The sequence below is a fragment of the Vallitalea sp. genome (genome assembly GCF_025211055.1).
Classification (GTDB): Bacteria; Bacillota; Clostridia; order Lachnospirales; family Vallitaleaceae; genus Vallitalea.
Genome location: NZ_JAOARO010000077.1, coordinates 100388 through 125845, shown reverse-complemented (window position 1 = coordinate 125845; position 25458 = coordinate 100388). Strand labels below are relative to the sequence as shown.

Annotated in this window: 20 protein-coding genes; all 20 read left to right on the top strand. The window is 27.8% G+C overall.

Annotated features, from left to right (window positions below):
* Positions 1–4: 4 nt before the first annotated feature.
* Positions 5–1144, top strand: coding sequence for an isochorismate synthase (locus N4A55_RS11140; RefSeq protein ID WP_293756242.1), 1140 nt, complete (start codon positions 5–7; stop codon positions 1142–1144).
* 11 nt (positions 1145–1155) lie between these two features.
* Complete coding sequence (gene menD / locus N4A55_RS11135; RefSeq protein WP_293756239.1) at positions 1156–2817, top strand: 2-succinyl-5-enolpyruvyl-6-hydroxy-3-cyclohexene-1-carboxylic-acid synthase; 1662 nt, start codon at positions 1156–1158, stop codon at positions 2815–2817.
* Between the two features lie 8 nt (positions 2818–2825).
* Positions 2826–3632, top strand: a complete 807-nt coding sequence (gene menH, locus N4A55_RS11130; protein WP_293756236.1) for a 2-succinyl-6-hydroxy-2,4-cyclohexadiene-1-carboxylate synthase — start codon at positions 2826–2828, stop codon at positions 3630–3632.
* Between the two features lie 24 nt (positions 3633–3656).
* Positions 3657–4499, top strand: a complete 843-nt coding sequence (menB, locus tag N4A55_RS11125; protein ID WP_293756234.1) for a 1,4-dihydroxy-2-naphthoyl-CoA synthase — start codon at positions 3657–3659, stop codon at positions 4497–4499.
* A gap of 11 nt (positions 4500–4510) precedes the next feature.
* Positions 4511–5929, top strand: coding sequence for an o-succinylbenzoate--CoA ligase (gene menE / locus N4A55_RS11120; RefSeq protein ID WP_293756232.1), 1419 nt, complete (start codon positions 4511–4513; stop codon positions 5927–5929).
* A complete protein-coding gene (gene menC / locus N4A55_RS11115) occupies positions 5910–7019 on the top strand; it encodes an o-succinylbenzoate synthase (RefSeq protein WP_293756230.1) in 1110 nt (369 codons plus the stop codon). The genes menE and menC overlap by 20 nt, the downstream gene beginning before the upstream one ends.
* Positions 7020–7022: 3 nt before the next feature.
* Positions 7023–7424 (top strand): PaaI family thioesterase, encoded by a 402-nt coding sequence (locus tag N4A55_RS11110; protein ID WP_293756228.1) that lies wholly within the window; start codon positions 7023–7025, stop codon positions 7422–7424.
* Positions 7425–7426: 2 nt separating this feature from the next.
* Entirely contained in the window at positions 7427–8203 is a 777-nt protein-coding gene (locus N4A55_RS11105; protein WP_293756226.1) for a thioesterase II family protein, read from the top strand.
* Between the two features lie 133 nt (positions 8204–8336).
* Positions 8337–10091: an extracellular solute-binding protein gene (locus tag N4A55_RS11100; protein ID WP_293756224.1), complete on the top strand. Its 1755-nt coding sequence runs from the start codon at positions 8337–8339 to the stop codon at positions 10089–10091.
* A 2-nt stretch (positions 10092–10093) separates the two neighbouring features.
* Positions 10094–11812 (top strand): sensor histidine kinase, encoded by a 1719-nt coding sequence (locus tag N4A55_RS11095; protein WP_293756222.1) that lies wholly within the window; start codon positions 10094–10096, stop codon positions 11810–11812.
* 15 nt (positions 11813–11827) lie between these two features.
* Positions 11828–13192 carry a response regulator transcription factor gene (locus tag N4A55_RS11090; RefSeq protein ID WP_293756220.1) on the top strand — a complete coding sequence of 455 codons (1365 nt, stop codon included), beginning with the start codon at positions 11828–11830 and terminating at the stop codon, positions 13190–13192.
* Positions 13193–13367: 175 nt separating this feature from the next.
* Positions 13368–14705 (top strand): ABC transporter substrate-binding protein, encoded by a 1338-nt coding sequence (locus N4A55_RS11085; RefSeq protein ID WP_293756218.1) that lies wholly within the window; start codon positions 13368–13370, stop codon positions 14703–14705.
* Between the two features lie 114 nt (positions 14706–14819).
* Entirely contained in the window at positions 14820–15734 is a 915-nt protein-coding gene (locus N4A55_RS11080) for a carbohydrate ABC transporter permease (protein ID WP_293756216.1), read from the top strand.
* A gap of 33 nt (positions 15735–15767) precedes the next feature.
* On the top strand, positions 15768–16589 hold the full coding sequence (locus N4A55_RS11075) for a carbohydrate ABC transporter permease (protein ID WP_293756214.1): 822 nt from the start codon (positions 15768–15770) through the stop codon (positions 16587–16589).
* Between the two features lie 37 nt (positions 16590–16626).
* Positions 16627–17904 carry a Gfo/Idh/MocA family protein gene (locus tag N4A55_RS11070; protein ID WP_293756212.1) on the top strand — a complete coding sequence of 426 codons (1278 nt, stop codon included), beginning with the start codon at positions 16627–16629 and terminating at the stop codon, positions 17902–17904.
* Positions 17905–18130: 226 nt separating this feature from the next.
* Positions 18131–19303 carry an ROK family transcriptional regulator gene (locus N4A55_RS11065; RefSeq protein WP_293756210.1) on the top strand — a complete coding sequence of 391 codons (1173 nt, stop codon included), beginning with the start codon at positions 18131–18133 and terminating at the stop codon, positions 19301–19303.
* 67 nt (positions 19304–19370) lie between these two features.
* Positions 19371–20519: an N-acetylglucosamine-6-phosphate deacetylase gene (gene nagA, locus N4A55_RS11060; protein WP_293756208.1), complete on the top strand. Its 1149-nt coding sequence runs from the start codon at positions 19371–19373 to the stop codon at positions 20517–20519.
* Positions 20520–20523: 4 nt separating this feature from the next.
* Complete coding sequence (gene nagB / locus N4A55_RS11055) at positions 20524–21264, top strand: glucosamine-6-phosphate deaminase (protein WP_293756382.1); 741 nt, start codon at positions 20524–20526, stop codon at positions 21262–21264.
* An 11-nt stretch (positions 21265–21275) separates the two neighbouring features.
* Entirely contained in the window at positions 21276–21908 is a 633-nt protein-coding gene (locus N4A55_RS11050) for a carbohydrate-binding family 9-like protein (protein WP_293756206.1), read from the top strand.
* Between the two features lie 270 nt (positions 21909–22178).
* Entirely contained in the window at positions 22179–25445 is a 3267-nt protein-coding gene (locus N4A55_RS11045) for a S41 family peptidase (protein WP_293756204.1), read from the top strand.
* Positions 25446–25458 lie beyond the last annotated feature (13 nt).

The following is a 25458-nucleotide window of genomic DNA, read 5'->3' as shown; positions in this document are numbered from 1 at the left end:
TTATATGTATAAAGAGAAATCATTGAATCTTAATAATATATTCTCTTTTTGGAATGATTTCCAAGATGAAGAAAAATTCTTGTTTTATAACCCGAACGAAGAAGAAATAATAATGGGTGCCAAGAGGTTGAAGACTTTTAAACACAACGAAAGCTTTGACGGATACAAATATATTTTTTCTACAAAAACTTTTTTTAATACTGTAAAAGATAGTATATGGAATGATTTTACATCAGAAAACATTGCTTTTTCATATTATCTTAAGATAAAGGATAATAAACAGACACTATATTATCAAGGTATAGATAGAAAGTTTACTGATACTACAATGAACGAAGAGTATTATAATTATACTCTTACAAATACAGATTATAATAAATGGAAAGAGCTATTTGGTATTAGCTATGATAAAATACTAACAAAGAAAATTAACAAGGTTGTTCTATCAAGAGAGGTTATCATTGATTTATCTAAGAGACCAAGAGAAGAATTTATTATAAAAAGATTGATTGATAATAATTCAGGGAACTTTATTTTTGCTTATTCCAAAGGTAGTAAGTGTTTTCTAGGAGCTACACCAGAAATATTATTAGAAAAGAAGAAAAATAAAATAATCAGTCATGCTGTAGCAGGGACTCTCCTTAAGGATAAGAAAAATGATTCTAAGAACAGAGAAGAATTTTTAAAAGATGAAAAGAATTCCCATGAACATGATTTGGTAGTATCAACAATCAAAAAGACCTTAGAGAAATACGGTAATAATACATATGTTTCTAAAAGAAAACTTTTGGAAGCAAAAAATCTATATCATCTACATACTAAACTTATGACAGATAGCACTGATGATATTATCACTTGGAGAGATAGATTACATCCAACTCCTGCATTAGGAGGTACTCCAAGAGATATCGCCCTAGAAATAATAAGAAAATATGAACCTCATGAAAGAGGTATGTATGCTTCACCTATAGGTGTGATTGATGAATCTGGTAATGGTGTATTTGTAGTTGGAATAAGATCGGGAATAATTGAAAATGATAAGCTCTATGGATATGCAGGTTGTGGAATAGTCAAGAATTCAGATTGTAAAAAAGAATATATAGAAACACAAGGCAAACTTAAAACTATTTTAGAGTGTTTGTAAGGAGATAATTTATGACTAACTATATAGGAGCATTAATTGATGAATTATATTTATTAGGAATAAAACATGTAGTAATTAGTCCAGGGTCTAGGTCAACACCCTTATCCATGATTTTCATGGAAGGGGATTTTAAGACATATATCAATATTGATGAACGTTCAGCTGGATTCTTCGCTCTGGGAATAGCAAAAGAATTAGGCGAACCTGTAATATTAGTGTGTACTTCTGGTACTGCAGCTTGTAATTATTTGCCAGCTATTACAGAAGCAGCAACTTCTAAGATACCACTAATAGTACTTACGTCAGATAGACCCCATGAACTAAGGAATGTTGGTGCACCTCAATCAATAAATCAAAACAATATATATAATAATTTTGTTAAACATTATGAAGAACTGGCATTACCAAAAGATGATGAACTATATTATAGATATGTGAGGACAGTGATAGATAGAAGTTACAGTATGGCTATGGCTCTACCTAAGGGGGTTGTTCATATCAATGTACCATTGCGAGATCCTTTAGTTCCTGAATTTGATAAACTAGATTTTACTCTAGGTAGAAGAAAACATAATTATAATTTTAATGAATTATATAATGGTAATGATTGTAGCTTAGACGTAGATTTTTCTAAGTACCAATCGGGTATCATCATATGTGGTGTTGATACCAATCAAAATTATTTTGATGAAGTAATAGCTTTATCAGAAAAACTTAAAGTTCCAATATTAGCTGACCCTATTTCTAATTTTAGAAGTAGGGAGAGTAAAAATATCATATATACATATGATTCTATATTGAAGAATGAAGAGATATATTCAGAATTAAAAGTAGATTATATAATTCACTTTGGAGATGTTTTTGTATCAAAACCTTTAAATAAATTTATAAAATATAATGAGAATGTTAGATATATTAAGGTTGCACCAGAGTTTAGCTATGTTAGTTCAACTCTTTCTATTACAGATTATATTGTATCTGGTGAACAAAAGTTTTGTAACCTGATTAATTATAACCTAAGTGATTGTAGTTATCTTAATAAATGGATTAATCTTCAAACAAGATACACCAAAAACATAGATGATGTGGTAAAAGAAAAAACTATAGTTGAAGGCAATATAATAAAGATTATGGAAAAATCCATGAAGGAAGATACTAGATTATTTGTTGCTAATAGTATGTCAATCCGACATGTAGATAGTTATTTCAGAGATAAATATAAGAAGAATATCAAGATACTTTGTAATAGAGGAGCTAATGGAATTGATGGAATTGTTTCCTCTTCACTAGGTGTTTCACAGGTTGCAGAGAATACAGTTTTACTTATAGGGGATTTATCTTTCTATCATGACTTGAACGGTCTGTTAGTCTCTCAAATGGAAGGTGCTGATATTATTATAGTACTTATCAATAACGGGGGCGGTGGGATATTTAGATATCTGCCACAGAGTAAGGAAAGGAATTTTGAATACTTGTTTTTAACTAAACATGGTATTGATTTCAGTGGACTAACTACCCTATACAATATCAAATATAGCTTAATTAATAATTATGAAGATTTTGAGACAAGATTTTTGAAAGCTATTGAATCAAAAGGTGTCAACTTACTAGAAGTCATGATAGATTCAAAAGAAAGTAAAAAAATACATAAATTGATTACGGAAAAATATTAGGTAAGGTTATGAAGATAAAATATGATGATATTAATTACAATGTAGAAGTTGAAGGTAATGGAATACCTATGGTGTTTTTACATGGTTTCTCAGAAAACATTAGTACTTTCAGGTATTTAGATTGTATAGGTTATAAGAGGATTTTTATAGACCTCATAGGACATGGAAAAACCCAGTCGCCAAAAGATATGAAATATTATAATGTAAAATATTTAGTAAAAGCAATTAACTATATTATTAATACTATAACTGATACAAAGTATATTTTATATGGTTACTCAATGGGAGGACGAATAGCTTTAGCATATGCTTTTTTATATCAAGAAGAGTTAAGTCATCTTATCTTAGAATCATCTTCTTATGGTATAGAAGACGAATCAATGCGTAATAAACGTTATTACAGTGATTGTAGATTAGCTGAAGACATAAGATATAATGGAATAGAGTGGTTTGAATCCTATTGGAGTAACATATCAATATTTGAAACTCAAAAAATGTTAAAGGATGATGTTAGAAATGCTATAAAGAAAATTAGACTCAGTAATAATATACAAGGCTTATCCAACTCACTTATAGGTTTTAGTCAAGGTAGAATTAATTGCCTAAAAAGTGAATTATATAAACTTAATATAGGTGTCACATTTATTAGTGGTGAATTAGATAAGAAATATACATCTATAGGTGAGGAATTAACTGAGCTAATAAGAAATATAAACCATGTTAGGGTAGAATCAAGTGGACATAATGTTCATATGGAAAAAACTCAGTCAATAAATAAGTTATTACATAATATAAGACAAACCAAAATATTATAATAAATTAATTAATGGAGGTATTACATGAATAAGATTAATTGGACCAAAGGAATTAGAAATTATGAAGATGTTATATACGAAACTCATGAGGGGATCGCTAAGATTACTATAAATAGACCTCATGTAAGAAATGCGTTCAGACCAAAAACAGTAATGGAACTAATAGATGCATTTACAGTGGCTAGAGAAGATAGCAGTATTGGAGTTATTATCCTAACTGGAGCTAATCATGGTGAAGGTGAAGAAAAAGAAGCATTTTGTTCAGGTGGTGATCAGAAGGTTAGAGGTAACGGAGGTTATGTGGGAGATGATAGGATTCCAAGATTAAATGTTCTAGACTTGCAGCATCTAATAAGGATTATACCAAAGCCAGTAATTGCAATGGTAAATGGTTTTGCAATTGGAGGAGGACATGTTCTACATATAGTCTGCGATTTAACTATAGCTTCAGAGAATGCTAAATTTGGACAAACAGGACCAAAAGTTGGCTCCTTTGACGGGGGATATGGTGCTGGATATCTTGCTAGAATAGTTGGACATAAAAAAGCAAGAGAAATATGGTATCTATGCAGACAATACACTGCTAAGGAAGCACTTCAAATGAGTCTTGTAAATACAGTAGTACCATTTGACCAATTAGAAAATGAAACTGTAAATTGGGCAAAAGAAATATTGAAGCACTCACCTACTGCTCTAAGGTTCTTAAAATCTTCATTTAATGCTGATACTGATGGTATAGCAGGATTACAGCAATTAGCAGGTGATGCAACACTATTATTCTATACTAGTGAGGAAGGTAAAGAAGGCAGAGATGCTTTCAAAGAAAAGAGAGAACCAGAGTTTGATAGGTTTTATAAATTTCCTTGATGGTGATAACTATGAACCAACTATATAAGTATAGTCAGACTATACCAAATAAAATATTCATTAATTCACTTACATATAAACAAGTGTATATAAAGACAAATGAACTTATAATAAAATTAAAAAAATATATAGGAGATAATAAAAGAGTTGCAATCATATCTAATAATTCAGTGGAATTCGCAATGATGTTATTAGCCTTAATGAATTTAGAAGTAGAGACCCTACTTCTAAATTCTATGCTAAAAAATAATGAGATAAAGGAACAAATTGATGAGCTAGATATAACAGTGGTTTTTTCAAGTGATAACAGATACATTTCATTCAAAGAGGTATTTGGTACACATATTAACGAGCCTAATGAGAAAGAGACTATTATAATTCCTATTGATAGTAATAAGAACAAAAATCATAATAATGACAAAGTATTATTCATCATGAATACCAGTGCTACAACTGGCAGGTTCAAGTCTGTTCCTATAACAATAAATCAGATAACAAGTCATGTACAAGCTTCAAAACAATCATTAGGATACTGCCCAGATGACAATTGGTTGTTAGTTCTTCCTATGTTTCATGTGGGAGGATTAATGGTATTACTAAGAAGTCTGTATAATGGTACAAGAATTACTATATTAGAAAGCTTCGACGAAGAAAAAGTTATATATCTAATAAACAATAATAAGATTAATATGGTATCTATGGTACCTACTATGTTAAGAAGGATAATAGATAAAATAGAAGAACATAATCTTAGAGTCATGCTTCTAGGTGGAGAATTTATAGAAGATGATTTGATTAATAAATCAACAAAATTGAATATTCCTATCTACAAAAGTTATGGTATGACTGAGACCACTAGTCAAGTAGTTAATTTTAATGTTATGGATAACTTAGAAAAAATAAAATCAGTAGGAAAACCAATGAAATATGTAGATATTAAGATAAATACGGACAAGTTTTTGGAACATACAAAAGATGGTTACATAGCAGGGGAGATAACAATAAAATCACCTATGCTTATGAAAGGGTATTTACATAAAAATAGATTATCAGGATATTTTTCTACTGGAGATATTGGTTATTTTGATGATGATGGATTTTTATATATCCTTGATAGAAGATCCAACTTAATTATTTCTGGAGGTGAAAACATATATCCTTTAGAGATTGAAAACATTCTATATAATAATCCTTATGTAAATGAGTGCGCTGTCATATCAAAAAAAGATTCTAAATGGGGTAATGTACCAATACTATATATTGTTACAGAATTATCCAGAGAGGATATACTAAAATATTTAAAATCCCAGTTAGCTAATTATAAAATCCCAAAAGAGATAATTTTTAGAGATAGTCTACCTAAGAATTACACAGGAAAAATAATGAAAAAAGCTTTGAGGAGTTGTGAATATGAAGATAAAGAGAGTTGAACTTTTTAAAATACATCTTAATATCAAGTTTACATTCACTTCGGCCAAAACAAGTCTAGGTAAAAGGGAAACTATAGTGATAAAGATAACAGATTATAATGGAAGTTATGGATATGGTGAAGTAGTTGCTTTTAATAAACCCTTTTATACAGATGAAACCATTGATAAATCATTACATATCTTAGAAAATGAGTATATAGATAGATTATTGAATCTACAAATAGATGACCCTTTGGAAATTCATAAAATCATAGATAATAAATATCCAATGACTATAGCAGCTATAGAATCAGCTTTAATAGACTTATATTGCAGAACAAATAATATAAAAGCTATAGATTATCTATTTGATAGAGAGATCTTAAAGGATAAGATAAAAGGTGGTATAGCACTTGGTGATATGGAGTATGAAGAATTAACTTATAATATTAGAAAATACTATAATGAGGGATATAAAAGGTTCAAACTAAAAATAAAACCGAAAACCAGTCTACCTAAGATAATTAAAATTGTACATGGTTTTCCTAACCTTAGATTCTTATTAGACGCTAATAGGAGTTTTACTTTAGATGATATAAAAGAACTTAAGATATATGATTCTATGAATTTTATTTGTATAGAAGAACCAATTAAATTCAAAAAAATAAAAGAACTTGCGTGGTTACAAAAACAGTTGATAACTCCCATATGTCTTGATGAAAGCATTATGAATACAAAAGAGCTAAAAAGAGCTATTTCACTACAAGCAATTAAAATGCTTAATATAAAATGTTCAAGATTAGGGGGTATGTATTATACAAAAGAAGCCATTAAGATATGTAGAGCTGAGAGTATACCCTTTTGGATGGGAAGTATGGTTGAAAGCAGCATTGGGAAGATGATACAAGTTAATCTTGCATTTTTGGGAGATAATTTTATAGAAGGGGACTTATCTTCAAGTTCCAGATATTTTAATGAAGATTTGATATATCCACCACTTGAATTTAAGAAGAGTTATTATAAATTAAGCAGTAATAATAGTTTCGGTTATGAAGTAAATATAGATAGACTTAAAAAATATACTATATATTACAATAAAAAGGAGGTATAGCTTTTGAATATTTTACAGGTTATGGATATCAAGAATATAATACTAGAAGATAGTTATATTGAAGCAAGAATAGATATCACTGATTTTTATAATCAGAGTTATGGGATAGTTCATGGAGGCTTGACAATTACTTTTGCAGAGACATTGGCTGGTTTAGGTTCAAAGAATATTCTTGATGAAAACTACATGGCTGTAGGTCAGAATATAACTGCTAATCATCTTAGACCAAAAAATATAGGTGGTTATTTACAGGGAACAGGAAGACTGATTCATAGAGGTAACCGAACCCATCTATGGACTATTGAAGTAAAAGATGAAAGAAATAAATTAATATCGGTAGTTAATGTGACTAATGCCATAATGGAGCAGGATAGTACTAAAGTGGAGAAAGGGGAAAATAGCTAATCATGGAAAGGTATAAGAAATGGTTTCCATTCAAAGATATGAATTCATTGAAAGATAAGAAAAAACATAAAGTATTTTGTTTCCATCATGCAGGAGGAAGTGCTTCTACTTACAGACCTTGGATGATATATGATACTGATATAGATATATTCTCTATTGAATTACCAGGTAAAGCAACGAGAATGACGGAAGAATATATCTCTAACTATGAAGAGTTGATTCCTCAAGTAGCTAAAGCCATAAATGAAGTATCCTGTGGACAAGATTATACACTATACGGTCATAGTATGGGAGCAATGATAGCTTTTAAAACTGCCTACCTATTACAGAATGATTATCATAATAAGCCATCTTCATTAATTGTTGCTGGTAGACATGCACCTATTGATGATATAAAAGATAGGTATCAGACTTACATGGAAGACGATGAATTAGTAAAAGAATTGAAAAGAAACAATGGAACACCTTCAGATATTTTGGAAAATGAGGAAATACTGAGGGTTATAATACCAGCAATAAAAAATGATTATAAGTTAAATGAGTCTTTAGCTTACAAAGATGAAGTAGTTGACATCCCTATTGTAGCCCATGCAGGAAAAGAGGATTATGATGCTAGTAAAAAAATAATGGAAAGATGGGGATTGGTTACAACCAACATGTTTATTATAAAAGAATTTGAGGGAGACCATTTCTTTTTGCATCAGTTGGGAGAAGATTATTATAATTATATGCTTGACAATATATTGGGAATCAGAGAGTATAATATGGGATTGAGTTAGGATTTTTCTACAATTACAGGAGAATGTTTTTTTTTACAACTTGTAAGAGTCAAGTGAAGATGATACAATGTTATAAAAACTTGCTAACACCTTATAAGCTAGTTGTAAGACATATTTTAGAGAGGAAAACATAATGAATTTACATAGAAAGGTTTGTTTTAAACTATATATTATTGGTATTATAGTTATTATAATTATAACTGGATGTTCTAATGATTATAGTTATAACTCACTTAAGGAAGAGAGTAATAAAAATGTAAAACAAAATGGTTCTGAAATACTAATAAATAAAAAATATGATAAACCTGTCACTATAGGAGTAGTTCTTGGATATAGTGATTCAATTAACCCTAAGACTCCAAAAGAGGTTACTCCTGAAACAGCAACACTTATAAAGTTATTAAAAAGAGATCTTAATATAGAAATAAAATATAAATGGATTGTTAGCAACGATCAATACGACGCAAAATTCACTGCTGAATTAGAAGTTGGAAATCTACCTGATATTGTACAAGTTACTAAAACTCAATTTCAATATTTATATGAACAAGGGAAATTAGCTGATTTAACCAATATCTATGAAAAATATTGTAATGAAACTATAAAAAATATAACTAATTATGATAATAATATAATTAATACAGGGATGAGAGGAAAAAAAATCTATGGTCTGCCAAATGTTCAATACTCTGGTCAACAATTAGGACAGATTTATTATAGAATGGATATATTACAAAAAGCAGGTATAGAAAAATTACCTTCAACAATAAAAGAGTTTGAAACTGTATGTGATAAATTAATGAAAATAGATTGGGATAATGATGGTATTATTGGTGAACCAATTATTGCTGCTAGTAAAGACTATGAGAATCAGTTAGCTGGATTTGTACCTTTTTTCATGGCTTATTCAACCACAACAAAAGGTTGGTATAAGAACGAAAAAGGAGTACTTGAATATGGTGGTATTAATAAAGAACTTATGAAGCCACTAAAAAAGCTAAATGAATGGTATACAAAAGGGTATATACATTCTGATTTTGCTTCTTTTGATTCATATACTAATATGAATAATAGTAATTTGATAAAAGGAATTATTAATGGAGATTATCCTATAGTATGTGGCAGTTGGTGGGTTCCTAATTACCCTCTTAACTATAACGTTAATAAAACTCCTCAAGCAAAATGGGTTATAGGGCCAATACTTAGTGAAGATGGGAGATTGCCAGAAATCTTTGTGCCAAGATATCTAATTGATACTTATACAGTTGTAAGTAAAGAGTGTGATAATCCAGAAGCTATTTTTAAAATAATGAACTATACTGCAAATTATGAGAGTAAAATATATAATCCTTCATATCAAAAAAACATGACCGAAGAAGAAAAGATAGAATATAATAGTTATGTGCAAAACTGGTTGCCTTGGGAGGTATATATGCCTACTTCCATAATAGATAATTATAATGCAATAAATACAATTATAGATAAGGGATTAAATGAAGTACCTAATGATTATATACAATCAAATACTGAGTTTTGGAAAGCTTGGAATTCATATAATGAATATATTAAAAACCCTTCTAATGCTATTAGTTGGGGTATGTATTTTAGCCGTATAGCACCTAATGGTGGTGTGGCTAATATGAAATATTTATTTGAAAATGCATATATTAATTATGATGAGGTATATACATGTACAAATACTATGATAAAAAAAGAAAAATCTCTCAAAAAATATCAAAATTACATTTTTAATAAAATAATAATGGGTGAAGTACCTATAGAATTTTTTGATGAATACATATATGAGTGGAATATAAGAGGTGGTAATAATATTAAAGATGAATTAAACACATGGTATCAACAACTAAACAAAGATGTAGGAGTGTAAGGATGCGATATATACCAAAAATTAGTTTGTTTAGCTCACTAAAAAGTCGTCTTATAATATTATTAATAACTACTTGTACAATACCAATAATTATTATTGGTGTTATATCTTTTAAGACCACATTAAACATTAATAAAAAAAATATCAATATTGCTATTGAAAGTGAAGTTAGTAAAATAATGCTCCAGTTTGAAAACATTATGGATAATATGAGATATGTTTCACAACAGCTGGTTCTCGAGGGATTTATTAATAACAATATATCAGCTAATTTTAGTAAATTTAATAATTATGACAGTATACAATTATTAGAAGAGATTCAACAAAAAGCTGCTTTTTATGAAGTATCTAATCCTAATATTGCAAACATTACATATTATATACATGAGGGAAATAAGCTTAATAAAATTAATAGTTCTCTTATAAAAGAAAGAATGTCTTTTAATAATACAAAACTGTCAACATATAATAATATCACATATTTTGGTCCTCATAGAACTAATTCTATCGTGAGTGATTATTTATCTTTATCAATGGTAAGACAAGTATTAATTGATGATTCACCAGATATGTCCATTTATATGGAATCAGGTTATAGAATACTTGATAATGTTTTTGATGTTGAACTATCAAGTAGAGGAGCCGTATTTATAATAGTATCTAATACAGAAGAAATTGTATTTTGCTCCAATGAGAAAATTAAACCTTATAATTATTCCAATATGAAAAATAGAGATACAGTAATCATTAATAATGACAAGTACCATATATTAACTAGAAAGTCAAAATTTGACTGGAGTATATCAGCATTAATTCCAGTAAGGGAATACAATAAAGATATTTCTTCTTTTATATATAAGTATATTATAATATTTATTATAGCTATTTGTGTTAGTATATTTATAGCCATTCTTATATGGAAAATGGTTTACATTCCATTTATTAGATTTAGTAAAAATCTAAAATCAATAACAAGTAACAATATTATTCATCAAGTTGAAATGATGAATGTAAAAGAATTAGATGAAGATATAGAAGTTTTTAATAATATGAAGGAACAAATAATTCAATTAGCAAAAAATATTGAAAGAGAAAACAAACTTAAAGTTCAGCTTGAGATTAAGCAGTTGTTTTATAAAATAAATCCTCATTTTCTTTATAACACTTTAGATACATTAAAGTGGTATGCTAGAACCCGTAAAGAAGAAGAAATAGTAAAATTTGTTTCAGCACTAAATAAATTATTAATTTATAATATGGAAAAAAATAAGCTTACAACCTTACAAAGTGAAATTATAGCAGTTGAAAATTATATATTAATTCAGAATATGAAATATGATATAGAATTTGTAAAAAATATTAATATTAAGGATAGCCTACTAATTACAACTATGCCTCGTTTTTTATTACAACCTTTGGTTGAAAATGCTATTATTCATGGTTTAGAAGGTGATGGAAAGATTATTTTTGAAGTTACTTCAGATGATAGTAATTATATTAATATTAAAATATCTGATATGGGATATGGAATGGACGAAGATAAAATAATGGCAATAAAACAATTATCAGAGAATGATAATATCAGTGGACAAGGTATAGGTATGCAATATGTATTTAAGATGTTAAATAATGAATATGGTACAAACTATAAGTTTTATATAAACAGTATTATAGGTGAGGGTACGGATATAATTATTACAATACCCATTAATAATATATAGCAGGAGTTGTTAGTAATGATAAAGGTACTAATGGTTGATGACGAGAAAATGGTTAGAAAAGGAATCATATCCATTATGAATTGGGAAAGACATAATATGATAGTAGTTGGAGAAGCATCTAATGGAAGAAGTGCTTTAGAATTCTTAAAAGATAATCATGTAGATCTAATAATTACAGATTTAACCATGCCCGGTTTATGTGGACTTGAATTTATCAAAAGATTAAGAAAAGAATATCCTTCGTTATACATAGTCATTTCCACAATACATCAAGAATTTGATATTATTCAGAAGGCTTTACAATACGATATACTTGATTATATAACTAAATCTCAAATAGAAACTAATAACACTGATAAAATCCTTGAGAGAGTCTCAAAAAGAATTAAGCAGAAAAAGATACAAAGCAAGAATATATTAATTTGTGAAAAAGAAAATTTCAATGATTATATAATTGTATATTTTTCTAATGGTGTTGACTCATCACAAATAGATGAATTATCCTACAAATTGCAAACTCCTATAAGACAGCTTAATATGAAACTATTATTAATACAGGATGATTGTAAAAAGAATTTGACTACTTATTTATCAAAAGAAAAGATCGCCTTTCAAATAATTAGTGATAATCAAATAGATATTAATACATTGTTAAAAAGTATAGATACTTATATAAATAATGAATTATTCTATGAATATAGCGATAAAAATAAGATATATAAATTGAATATTGATGATATTAAAAATACCAAGTCTGATTTGAGCAATATACAGGTAAAAAAGATAGGCCAACAAATGAAAGATCTGACTTGGATCTATAGTGAAGTTACCTTTGACAAAAATATAAAAAATATATTAGACCTAAGCCTAAATAAACAAGAAATGAAAAAACTAATTAACTTATTATTGGTTCAGTGGTCAGTATATATTAATTATGATATGGCCACATATTATGAACGTTTATCATATCTTAACTATTGGTATGAATATAAATTATTATTAAATGATATCAGAAACAATATTCGAAGATGTATACATATAGAAGATGCAAAGGAATCTACAATAGAATTAATAGAAGAAGCAATTTCATATATTCATGTTAATTATAATAATGATATTTGTCTCAAAGATATATTGAATATTGTACACATGAGTAAAAGTTATTTTAGTAAAGTTTTTAAACAGGTAACTAATAAAACATATACAAATTATTTAAAAGAGTTAAGAATTGAAAAAGCTAAAAAAATGCTTGTTGAAAGTAATGGAAATATATATTATATTGGCCAGAAGGTTGGTTATAAGAATGAAAAATATTTTAGAAAAACATTTAAAGAAGTTACAGGGTTACAACCAAAAAAATATAGAGAGCTAAATAAATAGTCAAAAGTCTACAAAAAGGTATATAAATGTCTTCTATTAAACATAGAGAGGACAATTGTATACCTTTTTGTATATCCCAATTTCTTATTTACAGCCACTAGATATGTTAAAATTATAAAAGTTAAGAAGTATTTTAGAAAGTAACTAACATTAACTAAATATTAGGAGGCAGAAAATGAAAAAAAGGATAGCTTTATTAACTGTAATTTTTCTATTAATAACTGGTGTTATAGGTTGTGATCAAAAAGATAAGAAAGAACATGACGATACCACTAAACCAGCAGCTAGTAACGAAGTATCAAAAGACAAAAGTGATAAAAAAGTTGAAATAACTCTAGCAATCTGGGATAAAAATCAAGAGGCTGGAATACAAAAAGTATTAGATAAATTTAATGAAGAGCATTCGAATATTCAAGCTTCACTTGAAGTTACTCCATGGAATAATTATTGGACAAAATTAGATGTGGCTGCTGGAGCTGGACTTACAGCTGATGCTTTTTGGATGAATATATATTTGCCAAAATACATAAAAGGTGATGTATTAATACCTTTGGATGAATATATTAAAAGAGATAATATTGATATGACTAACTATATTGAGCCTATCTCCAAGATTTATAACTATGATGGTAAGCAATGGGCTATGCCTAAGGGAGTAGATTCAGTTTTTGTAGCTTATAACAAAGAGTTATTTGATAAATATGGGGTAGAATATCCTCAAGAAGGTTGGACATATGAAGATATGCTAGAAAAAGCTAATAAGCTAAAAAAAGCAATGGATGCTGATGGTAGTGGAACATATGCTATAGCTGTTTCTCCAACTAATTTCCAATCAGGTTACTATAATTTTATTCTACAAAATAAGGGAGAAATTATTAGCGATGATTCAACAGAATCAGGATTCAATAAACCTGGTACTGTAAAGGGTTATGAAAGAATTCTTGAATTGTTAAAAAGCGGATTATCAGCACCTTATACAACATTATCAAGTCCAGATACTGGTACAGATGCTTTATATTATTCAGGTAAAGTAGCTATGGCTTATATGGGTTCATGGAGTACATCTGTATTAGAATCATGTGACCTTGCAAAAGCTGGTAATGTAGGAATTGTTCAAATGCCTACTCAAGATGGAGTGAATACTTCTATAATGAATGGTTTAGGGTATTGTATATCTAGTTTATCAGAACATCAAGATGAAACTTGGGAATTAATAAAATTCTTAACTAGTGAATATGGTAATGAAGTTCAAGCCACAGAAGGTATTGATATTCCAGCAATGAAATCAGCTCAACCTCTTTATCAAAACGCTTTCAAAAACATAGATATAATGCCAATTATTAATGCAACTAAGACTGGACATCAATTCCCTACTGGAAATTGTGTAGCAGAATGGACACCTATTATTATAGATTATACAGCACAAATATTTGGAGAAATAATATCACCAAAAGAAGGCTGTGATGCTATATATAAAGAAATGCAGGAAATTATTGATAAAAATAATAAATAAAGGTATACATTTTCTATAAGTATATCAAAATATTTTAAAATAAAGGGGCTGTCTTGATATTATTGTTAAATAATGTATTATCTGACAGCCCCTTTAAAAATAGGAGGGCTGTATATGTTTAATAAAATTACAAATATAAAAATATCTCCAATGCGTCGTAATGAACTAATATGTGCATTTGTATTTATATCTCCATTAGTTATAGGCATTGGGATATTTTATTTTTTTGCTTTTTTCCAAAATATATATTATAGTTTTACAGATTTGGCTTCATTTGGAAAACCTAATTTTATTGGCATTGATAATTACAAAGTTTTATTAACAGATAAAAAATTTTATATAGCATTAATTAATACGTTAAAATATGTTGCTATATGTGTACCAGGAATAGTAATATTTGCTACTTTGGCAGCTGTACTATTAGATTCCAAATTAAGAGGAATGACTTTTTTTAGAACAGTTTTATTTATACCAGCAGTTACATTACCTGCTGCAATAAGCTTATTATGGAGATGGTTGTACAATGATGAATTTGGAATATTAAATATTATACTAGATAAGTATGATATTCCTAAGATTGGGTGGTTATCAGACCCCAAACTAGTACTATATTCAGTAGCATTTGTAATAATATGGAGTATGATTAGTACCCAGATGATACTTATTCTAGCAGGATTAAAGAATATACCTAAGATGTATTATGAATCATCACAAATAGATGGAGCTAATAAATGGCAAGTTTTTGGTCATATAACTTTACCGTTATTATCTCCTACCCTCTTTTTTGTTATTACTATGACAGTAATAAATATATTTCAAGTATTTGATTATATTTTTATGATGCTTAATTCTGAATCTCTAAGTATGAGATATGGAATGTCAATAGTCTATTATTTTTATCAAAAAGCATTTATAGAATTTAATAGAGGTTATGCTTCTGCAATTTCTATGCTTTTATTTGGAATTATTATGATTTTTACTATTATTCAGTTAAGATTACAAAAAAAATGGGTTAATTATGATTCATAAAAATAAAAGTATAGCAGAGAAAGGGAGGTTACTTTGAAAACTAAAAAAAATAATTTATTAAGATATCTTTTACTAATAGTAGGTTCTTTTTTAACTATAGGTCCGTTATTATGGATGATAGTTACTTCTTTGAAAACATATGAAGAGACTATTGCGATTCCTCCGACTTTTTTACCCAAACATTATGAATGGAATAATTTTGTTCAGGTATATAAAGATTTTTCATTTGGAAATCTATTTATTAACACCTTTATAGTAATTATATGTATAATTGTTGTTCAGACACTTATTAGTCTACTTGCAGCTTATGCCTTTGCAAGATTAGATTTCCCAGGGAAAAATATTTTATTTGTTTTATTATTATCCATATTAATGGTGCCATATCAAATATTTTTAATACCTCAGTATAATATTATTGTAGGAATGAAACTATCAAATACTTTACTTGCTTTGATGATACCTTCATTCTTTAGTGTTTTTTCATTGTTTTTCTTTAGACAATTTTTATATGGAATACCTAGATCAATTGATGAAGCCGCTAAAATAGATGGAGCAGGTTATTTTAAGATATTTTTTAGAATTATTCTTCCTTTATCAAAATCAGCTATAACTTCCATTGGTATATTAACAGCTTTAGCTACATGGAGAGCTTTAATGTGGCCGATTATCATTAACCGCTCAATAAATAAAATGACTCTTGCTGCTGGTCTATCATTTTTAATTGGTGAACATACTACATACTATCAATTAGTTATGGCTGGAGGAGTTATATCAACTATTCCTATAATAATTATCTTTGTATTTTTCCAAAAACATATTGTTGATGGAATCGCTACAACAGGATTAAAAGGTTAAATGGATAAAAGGTGAAAAATAAGATTGGAGGATAAGAATGGATAAAATTATAAAAGTAGTTATTGCTGGATTAGGTGATAGAGGGCTTAATGCCTATGGCGAATATATGATAAAACACCCTAACCAGTATCAAATTGTTGGTGTAGCCGACCCAATAAAAAGTAAGATAGATAAAATAAGAAAAAGTACTTCAATAGATGAAAAGTACTGTTATAAAACGGCTGAAGAGATGTTTCAAGAAGAAAAAATAGCAGATATTGCTTTTATATGTACACAAGATAGTGCTCACTTAAAACATAGTGTACTAGCAATGGAAGCAGGTTATGATCTAATATTAGAAAAACCACTTGGAACTACTTTGGACGAAAGTATGAAAATATATGAAAAATCTATAGAACTTGGACGAAAGGTTTTTGTGTGTCATGTTCTTAGATATACTAGATTTTATAAAAAGATAAAAGAAATAATAATGAGTGGTAAGCTAGGTGAGGTTGTTAATATATCAGCGAAAGAGAATGTAGGTTACTATCATCAAGCTCATAGCTATATAAGAGGAAATTGGAGAAGAAAGGATATTAGTAGTCCTATGATAGTGGCTAAGTGTTGTCATGATACTGATATTGTATCATGGTTAATTGGAAAAAGATGTACACAAATCAGTTCATTTGGCTCACTAATGTATTTTAATAATAATAGAGCTCCAAGAGGAGCTAGTAAACGTTGCCTAGATGGATGTAATGCAAAAAAAGATTGTCCATATGATGCAGAAAAAATATATATAACTAATGAAGTATCTGGTATCAGACATGGTAATCTATGGCCTGCTAGAGCAATAACCAATAAGGAATTGACAGAAGAGAATGTAATGGAGGCACTGTTAAAAGGACCATACGGGAGATGTGTTTATTATTGTGATAATGATGTTGTTGACCATCAGGTGGTAATGATGGAATTTGAAAACGGAGCTTGTGCCACTCTGACTATGTGTGGTGTAACAGCAGAAATTAAACGTGATATTACTGTTAACTGTAGTTTAGGTGAAATAGTTGGTGATATGGACGAACAAACATTAACTATAACTAAATTTGGGCAAAAACCTAGAACAGTTGATTTGAGTGAAAATGTTGAATCTCATGTAGGTCATGGAGGTGGCGACTATTGGCTGATGCATGATATGTATACTTATTTAATTGGTAAAGATATTAATAATCCTTCTATTACAAGTATTAAAGACTCTATACATGGGCATAGTATTGCTTTTAGATCAGAAGATTCAAGGATTAATAATGGTAGAGTAATTAAGATAGATATATAAAAAAATTAAATTAAAGCCTAACAATAAGAATATTAATAAAGGTTATCCATAACATAGAAATGGATAACCTTTATTTACTATTGACAAATTCGCCATAAATTAGTATTATGATAATAAGTAAATAAACTTTACTAACTATATATAAGTTGAATTAAGTAAATAATTTGAACTTATTGAAGTGGGTGTATAGATGTTACAGTTCAATATATAACGAGGGAGATTATTTATGACTAGAGCGGGCAATCAATCTATGGTAAAAAAGAATAACCAAAAGGCGATAGTTAAGTATCTAATGGAGAATGGAGCTGCTTCTAGAGCTGATTTAGCTAAGATACTTGAAGTAAGTAAGCCAACCATATCAAAAAATATTAATGAATTAATGGAGTATGGCATTCTTATTGAAGAAGGAAAAGGTGATAATGAACTAGGTAAAAAGTCTATTCTAGTTAATTTCAATAAAGACCATAAATACGTATTAGGCATAGACATATCAAAAAGACGATTCAAGATTGCTCTAGGTGATTTGTTATGTAATATAAAACATACCTTAGACATTGAGTATAATCACCCAGATGATATAGATTGTATAACTTATATTGAAGATTTTATACATAATAATAGTATAAATAAATCAGATATATATTGTATAGGTATTTCCTATCCAGGAATAATCAGCAATGGAGCATTTCCTAATATATTATCTGAAAAGGTTAATCAAATTAAATTACAACGATTAACTAATGCTATAGATAAAGTATTTGATTCCAAAATAATAATTAAAAATGACATCAACCTAGCTATTATCGGAGAGAGAATCATTACAGGACTTATGAATATCAATAATCATTTGTATATAAGTGTTGATGTAGGGATTGGTGCAGGACTTATTATAGGTGGAAAACTATATGAAGGAGATAGAAACTCAGCAGGCGAAATAGGATTCACAGTTCCTAATATACATGTGGATGGAAAGTACGTTAACATTGAGGAAGTTGCTTCCAAAACAGGTATTATAAAAATTATAAAAAAGGATTTTAATAATATAACTGATAGTAAACTATATAAATTATGTGATGGCAATATGGATAATATATCAATAAATAAATTATCACAAGCACTAAAACAAAAAGATGTATATTGTGAGGGCCTTATGGACAGAGTATCAAAATACTTAGGGATAACTATAGCCAATATCACATCTCTATTAGATATTGAAAATGTTGTTATTGGTGGAGATATACCTAAGTTAGATGAATCAATTTTAATTAGGATTAATGAAGTGGTATCTAACTTAGTTCCATTTCATACATCAGTTGACATTGCCAAAGCAAAAAATTCTAGTTTGGTAGGAGCAGTTAAGATCGCTATGGAACAAACTATAAAAGATATTTTGAATTAGATAATAATATAACATTATTATTAAGCAAAGTGCTAAGCTATAATAACATACAAGAAAGGGTGATTATATGAAATGTATCTATAATGGAAAAATATTGATTGATGGAAAGTTTGTAAGTGACAAAGTAATTCTATTTGATGAAGCTATAAATAAGATTATTGATGAAAGTCAATTAAATAGTGAAATTATAGAATATAAGATTGATGCAAAAGGCAATTATATTGTTCCTGGATTTATTGATGTACATATACATGGTTATAAAGGTCATGATACTATGGACGGAGATATTGATACACTAAGGTTTATTAGTAAAAGTATACCTGAAAATGGTGTTACATCATTCTTACCTACAACTATGACAATGGACGTTCCTATTATAAGAAAAGCACTTGATACAATTAAGACTCTTATGGATGAAAAGACTTATGGTGCAGAAGTATTAGGAACTCATCTGGAAGGACCTTTCATAAGTGAGAAATATAAGGGAGCTCAATCAGAAGAGTTCATAAAAGAGCCAGATGGAGAAGTAATAAAAGGCTATGAAGATATTATCAAAATAATCACTATTGCTCCAGAAGTAGAAGGTTCCCTTGATTTTATAGAAAAACATACAAAAGACTATGGTATTAGATTTTCTATGGGACATTCAGCAGCTTCATATGACGAAGCAATGGCAGGAATTGAAAAAGGAGTATGCTCTTGTACACACTTCTTCAACGCAATGACAGGTCTTCATCACAGGAATCCAGGTGTAGTTGGAGCAGTCATGAATTCTGACATAAGATGTGAAGTAATTGCTGATACTATACATGTTAATAAAGCACTATTCAACCTAATCGCACGTGTCAAAGGCATGGACAAAGTATTGTTGATAACAGATGCCATTATGGGAGCAGGACTTAGCGACGGTGAATATAGTCTTGGGGGACAAAAGGTATTTTTAGAAAATAGCAAATGTATGTTAAGTGATGGTACCATAGCAGGTAGTTCATTAAAATTAAATAAAGCTATCTATAATTTTACAAAATACTCAGATTATTCACTGGAAAAAGTTATAGAATTAGCAACTATCAATCAAGCAAAATACATTGGTGTAGAAGACAGAAAAGGTACTTTAGATATTGGTAAAGACGCTGATATTACAGTGATTGATGACAAACTAGCAATATACTATACAATTGGGAAAGGAAAGACATTATATGAAAAACCAAATTAGAGGTATGAGAATAATTGTTTCAAATACATATGAGGAGATGAGTAAGAAAGCTGCAACATTAGTAGCTTCACAAGTTAATCTAAAACCAAACAGCATATTAGGATTGGCAACAGGTGGAACTCCAGTTGGTATGTATAGAGAGTTAGTTAAGATGTACCAAGAAGATGAAGTTGATTTTAGCGGGGTTAAGACCTTCAATCTTGATGAATATTATCCTATAGATAAGACTAACGACCAAAGTTATTATTATTACATGAAAGATAACCTTTTCAATCATGTAAATATTAATGAAGAGAATATTAATATTCCTAATGGAAAAGCGAAAGATATAGAAACAGAATGTTATGAATATGATAAAGACATATATAATTCTGGTGGAATAGATTTACAAGTATTAGGTATTGGAACAAATGGACATATTGGTTTCAATGAACCAGATGCAACATTTGAGTCAGGTACACATAAAGTAACACTAGATGATGAGACAATAAAAGCTAATTCAAGATTCTTTGATTCAATTGAAGAAGTACCAAAAGAGGCTATTAGTATGGGAATGAAAACCATAATGCAGTCTAAGAAAATAGTCCTTCTAGCAAATGGTGAAGCAAAGGCTAAGATTATAGAGAAAATGCTATTTGGAGAAATTTCTCCTAACGTACCAGCATCCATTTTACAATTACATCCTCATGTTATAGTTATACTTGACAAAGAAGCAGCAAAATATATAGAAGATAAAATAATGTAAAAGGAGAAGTTATGAATCAATATAACATTAAGATTATTAATGATAAAGACATTGACTGGGACAATATAGATGAATTAGCTATTGATAATTACCCGTGGTATGAAAGTGGACTGAAACAAGCTACACATGTTAAAACTGTCCTACATAATAGATGTATTGAGATAAAAGCTTTATGCGAAGATATTCATAGTTACAGTAAAGAAACAAAATTGAATGGAGATGTTTACCTAGATAGTTGCTTTGAATTTTTTGTTACACCGCAGGATAATCTAGGTGGGGGATACTACAATATGGAAATTAATTGTTGTGGCGTACTTCATCTAAGTTACAAAAGTGAAAAAGGTGAAAAAGTATTTTGTAACAAGGAGCAAAGAGATAGAATTACCATTATTCCATCAATCAAAACTATAACAAAAGAAGAATCAAGTGATGATAAAGTCTGGGAACTATTTATAATACTGCCAATAGAAGTATTAGAAGAAATGAGCGGTAAGGAAATAAGTTATGATAAAGGATGCTGGTATGGCAATTTCTATAGATGTGGAGGCATAACCCAACCACAGTATGCTACATGGAATAACATAGAATTTGAATATCCTAATTTTCATGTACCTGCCCAGTTTGGAAAATTGATTATTAGTTAATACCACCCCAATATATATTTTTTTAAGGAGGACACTTACATAAGATTGGTGCCCTCTTTTTGTATATTATTATATTTTATTACTAGCTACTTATAAAATATAATTCCATTATAATTTGATTATAGCAAAATAAATAAAAAAGCATATAACTACATTTATTAATTATTATTACATTATTATATTAAATTAGTGCAATGTTACTAATTACTTTTTATATTATTATTGGTAAAATTATGTTGAAAAATAATTTATTATAGGAGATTTTATAATATGAAGAAAAGATTTTGTTGTTTATTGATTAGTGCATTAATTTTTATTACAAGTATTACTGTATTTGCCAATAATGATAGTAGTAAAGAAAATGAAAGACTTGGTAACACAAGGCTCAATTCTATGAGTAATTCAAGTATTGCAATAGAAGGTAATGATATATATTTCTGTCTAGAAGGAGAAAATCACCGTCATACATTATATAAAAAATCTATAGATGAGAATAAGGTGAAAAAATTACTTGATATTAATATATCAGGAATTAATGTTATTGATGATAATATATATGGGTTTATTAAATATGAAGAAAAAAATGATAAAAAATCAGGTTTGTATAAAGTTAACGGAAAAGATAATAAACTTACTCTTATTTTTGAAGCGGATAATATAACTAATATATTAATTTATAATGAGTATATCTACTTTCTATGTTATGGTAGTATTTTTCAGTTTAAGTTAGAAGATCTTTCACAAGTTGAAGAATATCAATTAATAGATGATGAATACACTACATTTACTGTATATAAAGATAAGATATATGTACATAAAGATTCGTATATACTTAAAGGAAATAATTTGATTAATAATATCTTTGTTATAGAGGGTGGAAAACTCAAGGAATTAAATTCTAAAATAGATATTTCTTCAAACAGTAATGTATTTACAATTATAGATAATTATATATATGCTTTAACTAGATATAAAGATATTTATGGTATATACAGATTTTCTATTAACGATTCAGAAGATATTACATGTATTGCAAGCATTAAATCTATAAAAAACTTTAAAATAATTGGTAATTATATTTTTTATAATGATAGTTTTAATAACATTTATAAACAGAATTTAACAACAAAAAAAGTTATAAATATTGGACAATTTATTAATTTAGAAGATTTTACTCCATATGATGAAAACACACTATACTATAGAACATTATGGAATCAATTATTTAAACTAGATATAAAAAATACTAAAAATACAAAGATTTATCCTTTAAAAGAAAATAATAAAATACAAGATATAATTTTAAAGACATCACAAAATATGATTAATCAAAAAAATATTATAACTAATATTAATAATGTAGATAAATATTATGATTATGATGTTTTTAGCAATAAAAAAGTTAGGATAAATAAAGAGATTTATAAAGCTGATCTAAAAGTGGATAACGAAAAAAAAATAATATCCTTCAATAAATATAAGTATAATAAGGATAAAAAAATATCAAAAGCCGAAAGATGGTACGATGACTTATATATATATTATTCAAAAAATGGAGGTCAATATAGGAACTTAGATTATTTTGCATTTATTAATGATTACTTTTCTATTTTTAATTGGTTTAGCCCAAATATATATACATCTAATGACTTACAATTAAAAGAGACTGCAAATGACTATATAATAGAAAGTAATTCATGCAATCATATAATGGAAAAATTAAAAAAAGATAGTTTTATGAATTATTATTTTGATAACTTTGATAATAATTTATCTAATATTAAGATATATATAGATAAAGAAAAATATTCTATTAATAAGGTAGATGTATCATGTATAATCAAAAAAAACAATAAAATAGTAAAAGAATTTAGTGTTGAATTAATAAACCAATATAATTGCCATAATATGAATTTAGCCATACCCAAATATGTTTATGATGACTGCAAAAAGTATGAAATAGCAAAAGATTATATTAGTCAAGCAAAAGATGAAATTAATAAACAGAATTATAAAAAAGCAATTAATTATTGTGACAAAGCTATCAGTGAACATAAATTATTTTTAGAAGCTTACTATAAAAAAGGAGTTGCTTTATATAATTTAGGAAAGTATGATGAAGCCATAGGACAATGTAAGCTTTTTTTAGATAATATATGGATTGAAGATACAAGTGATGTTAATATATTACTTGCAAAAATATATTTAGTAAAAGAGCAATATTATATGGCTAAGTATTACTTAAATATGGTAGAACATTTTTCTTCATTAGAACAAGCAACTAATTTTAATATGATTGCAGCGACAATAAATATGAATGTTGGAGAATACTATGAAGCAGATGATAATATAATTATGTATTTAAGTACTAAACCTAATGATAAGAAAGCTATGCTTTTACGTTTAGAGATTTTATGTAAGAGTGAACAATATAAAGAATGTATTGATTATGCTAATAGAATATCAACTAAGTTTGATAGTATAAAAAATTATAGAAATTATTGGTTTTATCTAGGAAAAATAAACGAAAATTTTATGAACTATGATGATGCAATAATTGATTATTTACAAGCTATACAATGTAAAGATAGTATTACAGAACTAAATATTAGTATGGAAGATATATATGTTGGTTTGATATCTTCTTATTGTTGTAACTGTGAATATAATAAAGCTGATGATTATTTGAAAAAACTTAGAAAAATTAATTCTTCTAATTATAATATAGAACTTTTTGAAAAAATAATTAAAAAAGGGTTGCAAAAAGAAAATGTAAGAGTAGCAGATTTTATAACTAACAATTATCTATTTATGGATGAAAAAACAGAAAATATAATTGGAAATTTTAGAAATGAATCTAAGATTGATAGAACAGATATAGAAAAAATAATTGGAGATCTTAACAATATACATAATGACTCAATAATTTTTGAAGATAGTGTTCCAAATAGCAAAACATCGGAATGTAAATATTTAATTTATTATGTCTCTGATAATAACATATATCATTATTTTAAAATGCCTATTTTTTACCATCACACTAGTAGCTTATTTAGTTTTCTTAAGTATTTAGATAAAAATAACAATTTAGAAGAAGAAACACTAATCTTAGATTTAAGAGGTAATTCACAAGATATTACGAACCAGGCTATTAAAACACTAGATTTATTAGTACCTTATGGAACATATTCTTATCTGATAAATAAAAAAGGGCAGACTGAAGACATCTATACGGATTTACAATATTTTAAGTTTAAAAATGTAGTTATCTGGGTAGACGAAAATACAGGAGGTGCTTCAGAACTATTAATTTTATCATTAAAGAAAGCTTTGGAAAATGTTACAATAGTTGGTAGAAAAACTATGGGAAAAGGTACTATTCAGAAAGCATATGTTGATAGAAAAAATAATTATACTATTTATCTTGATAATTTGTATTGGAATATAAACGAAAAAAATTATGAAGGAAAAGGTATTCAGCCGGATATAGAAGTATTGACAAATAATGATAATGATTTTCTACATGCAACAATTTAACGAGTAAAGAGTC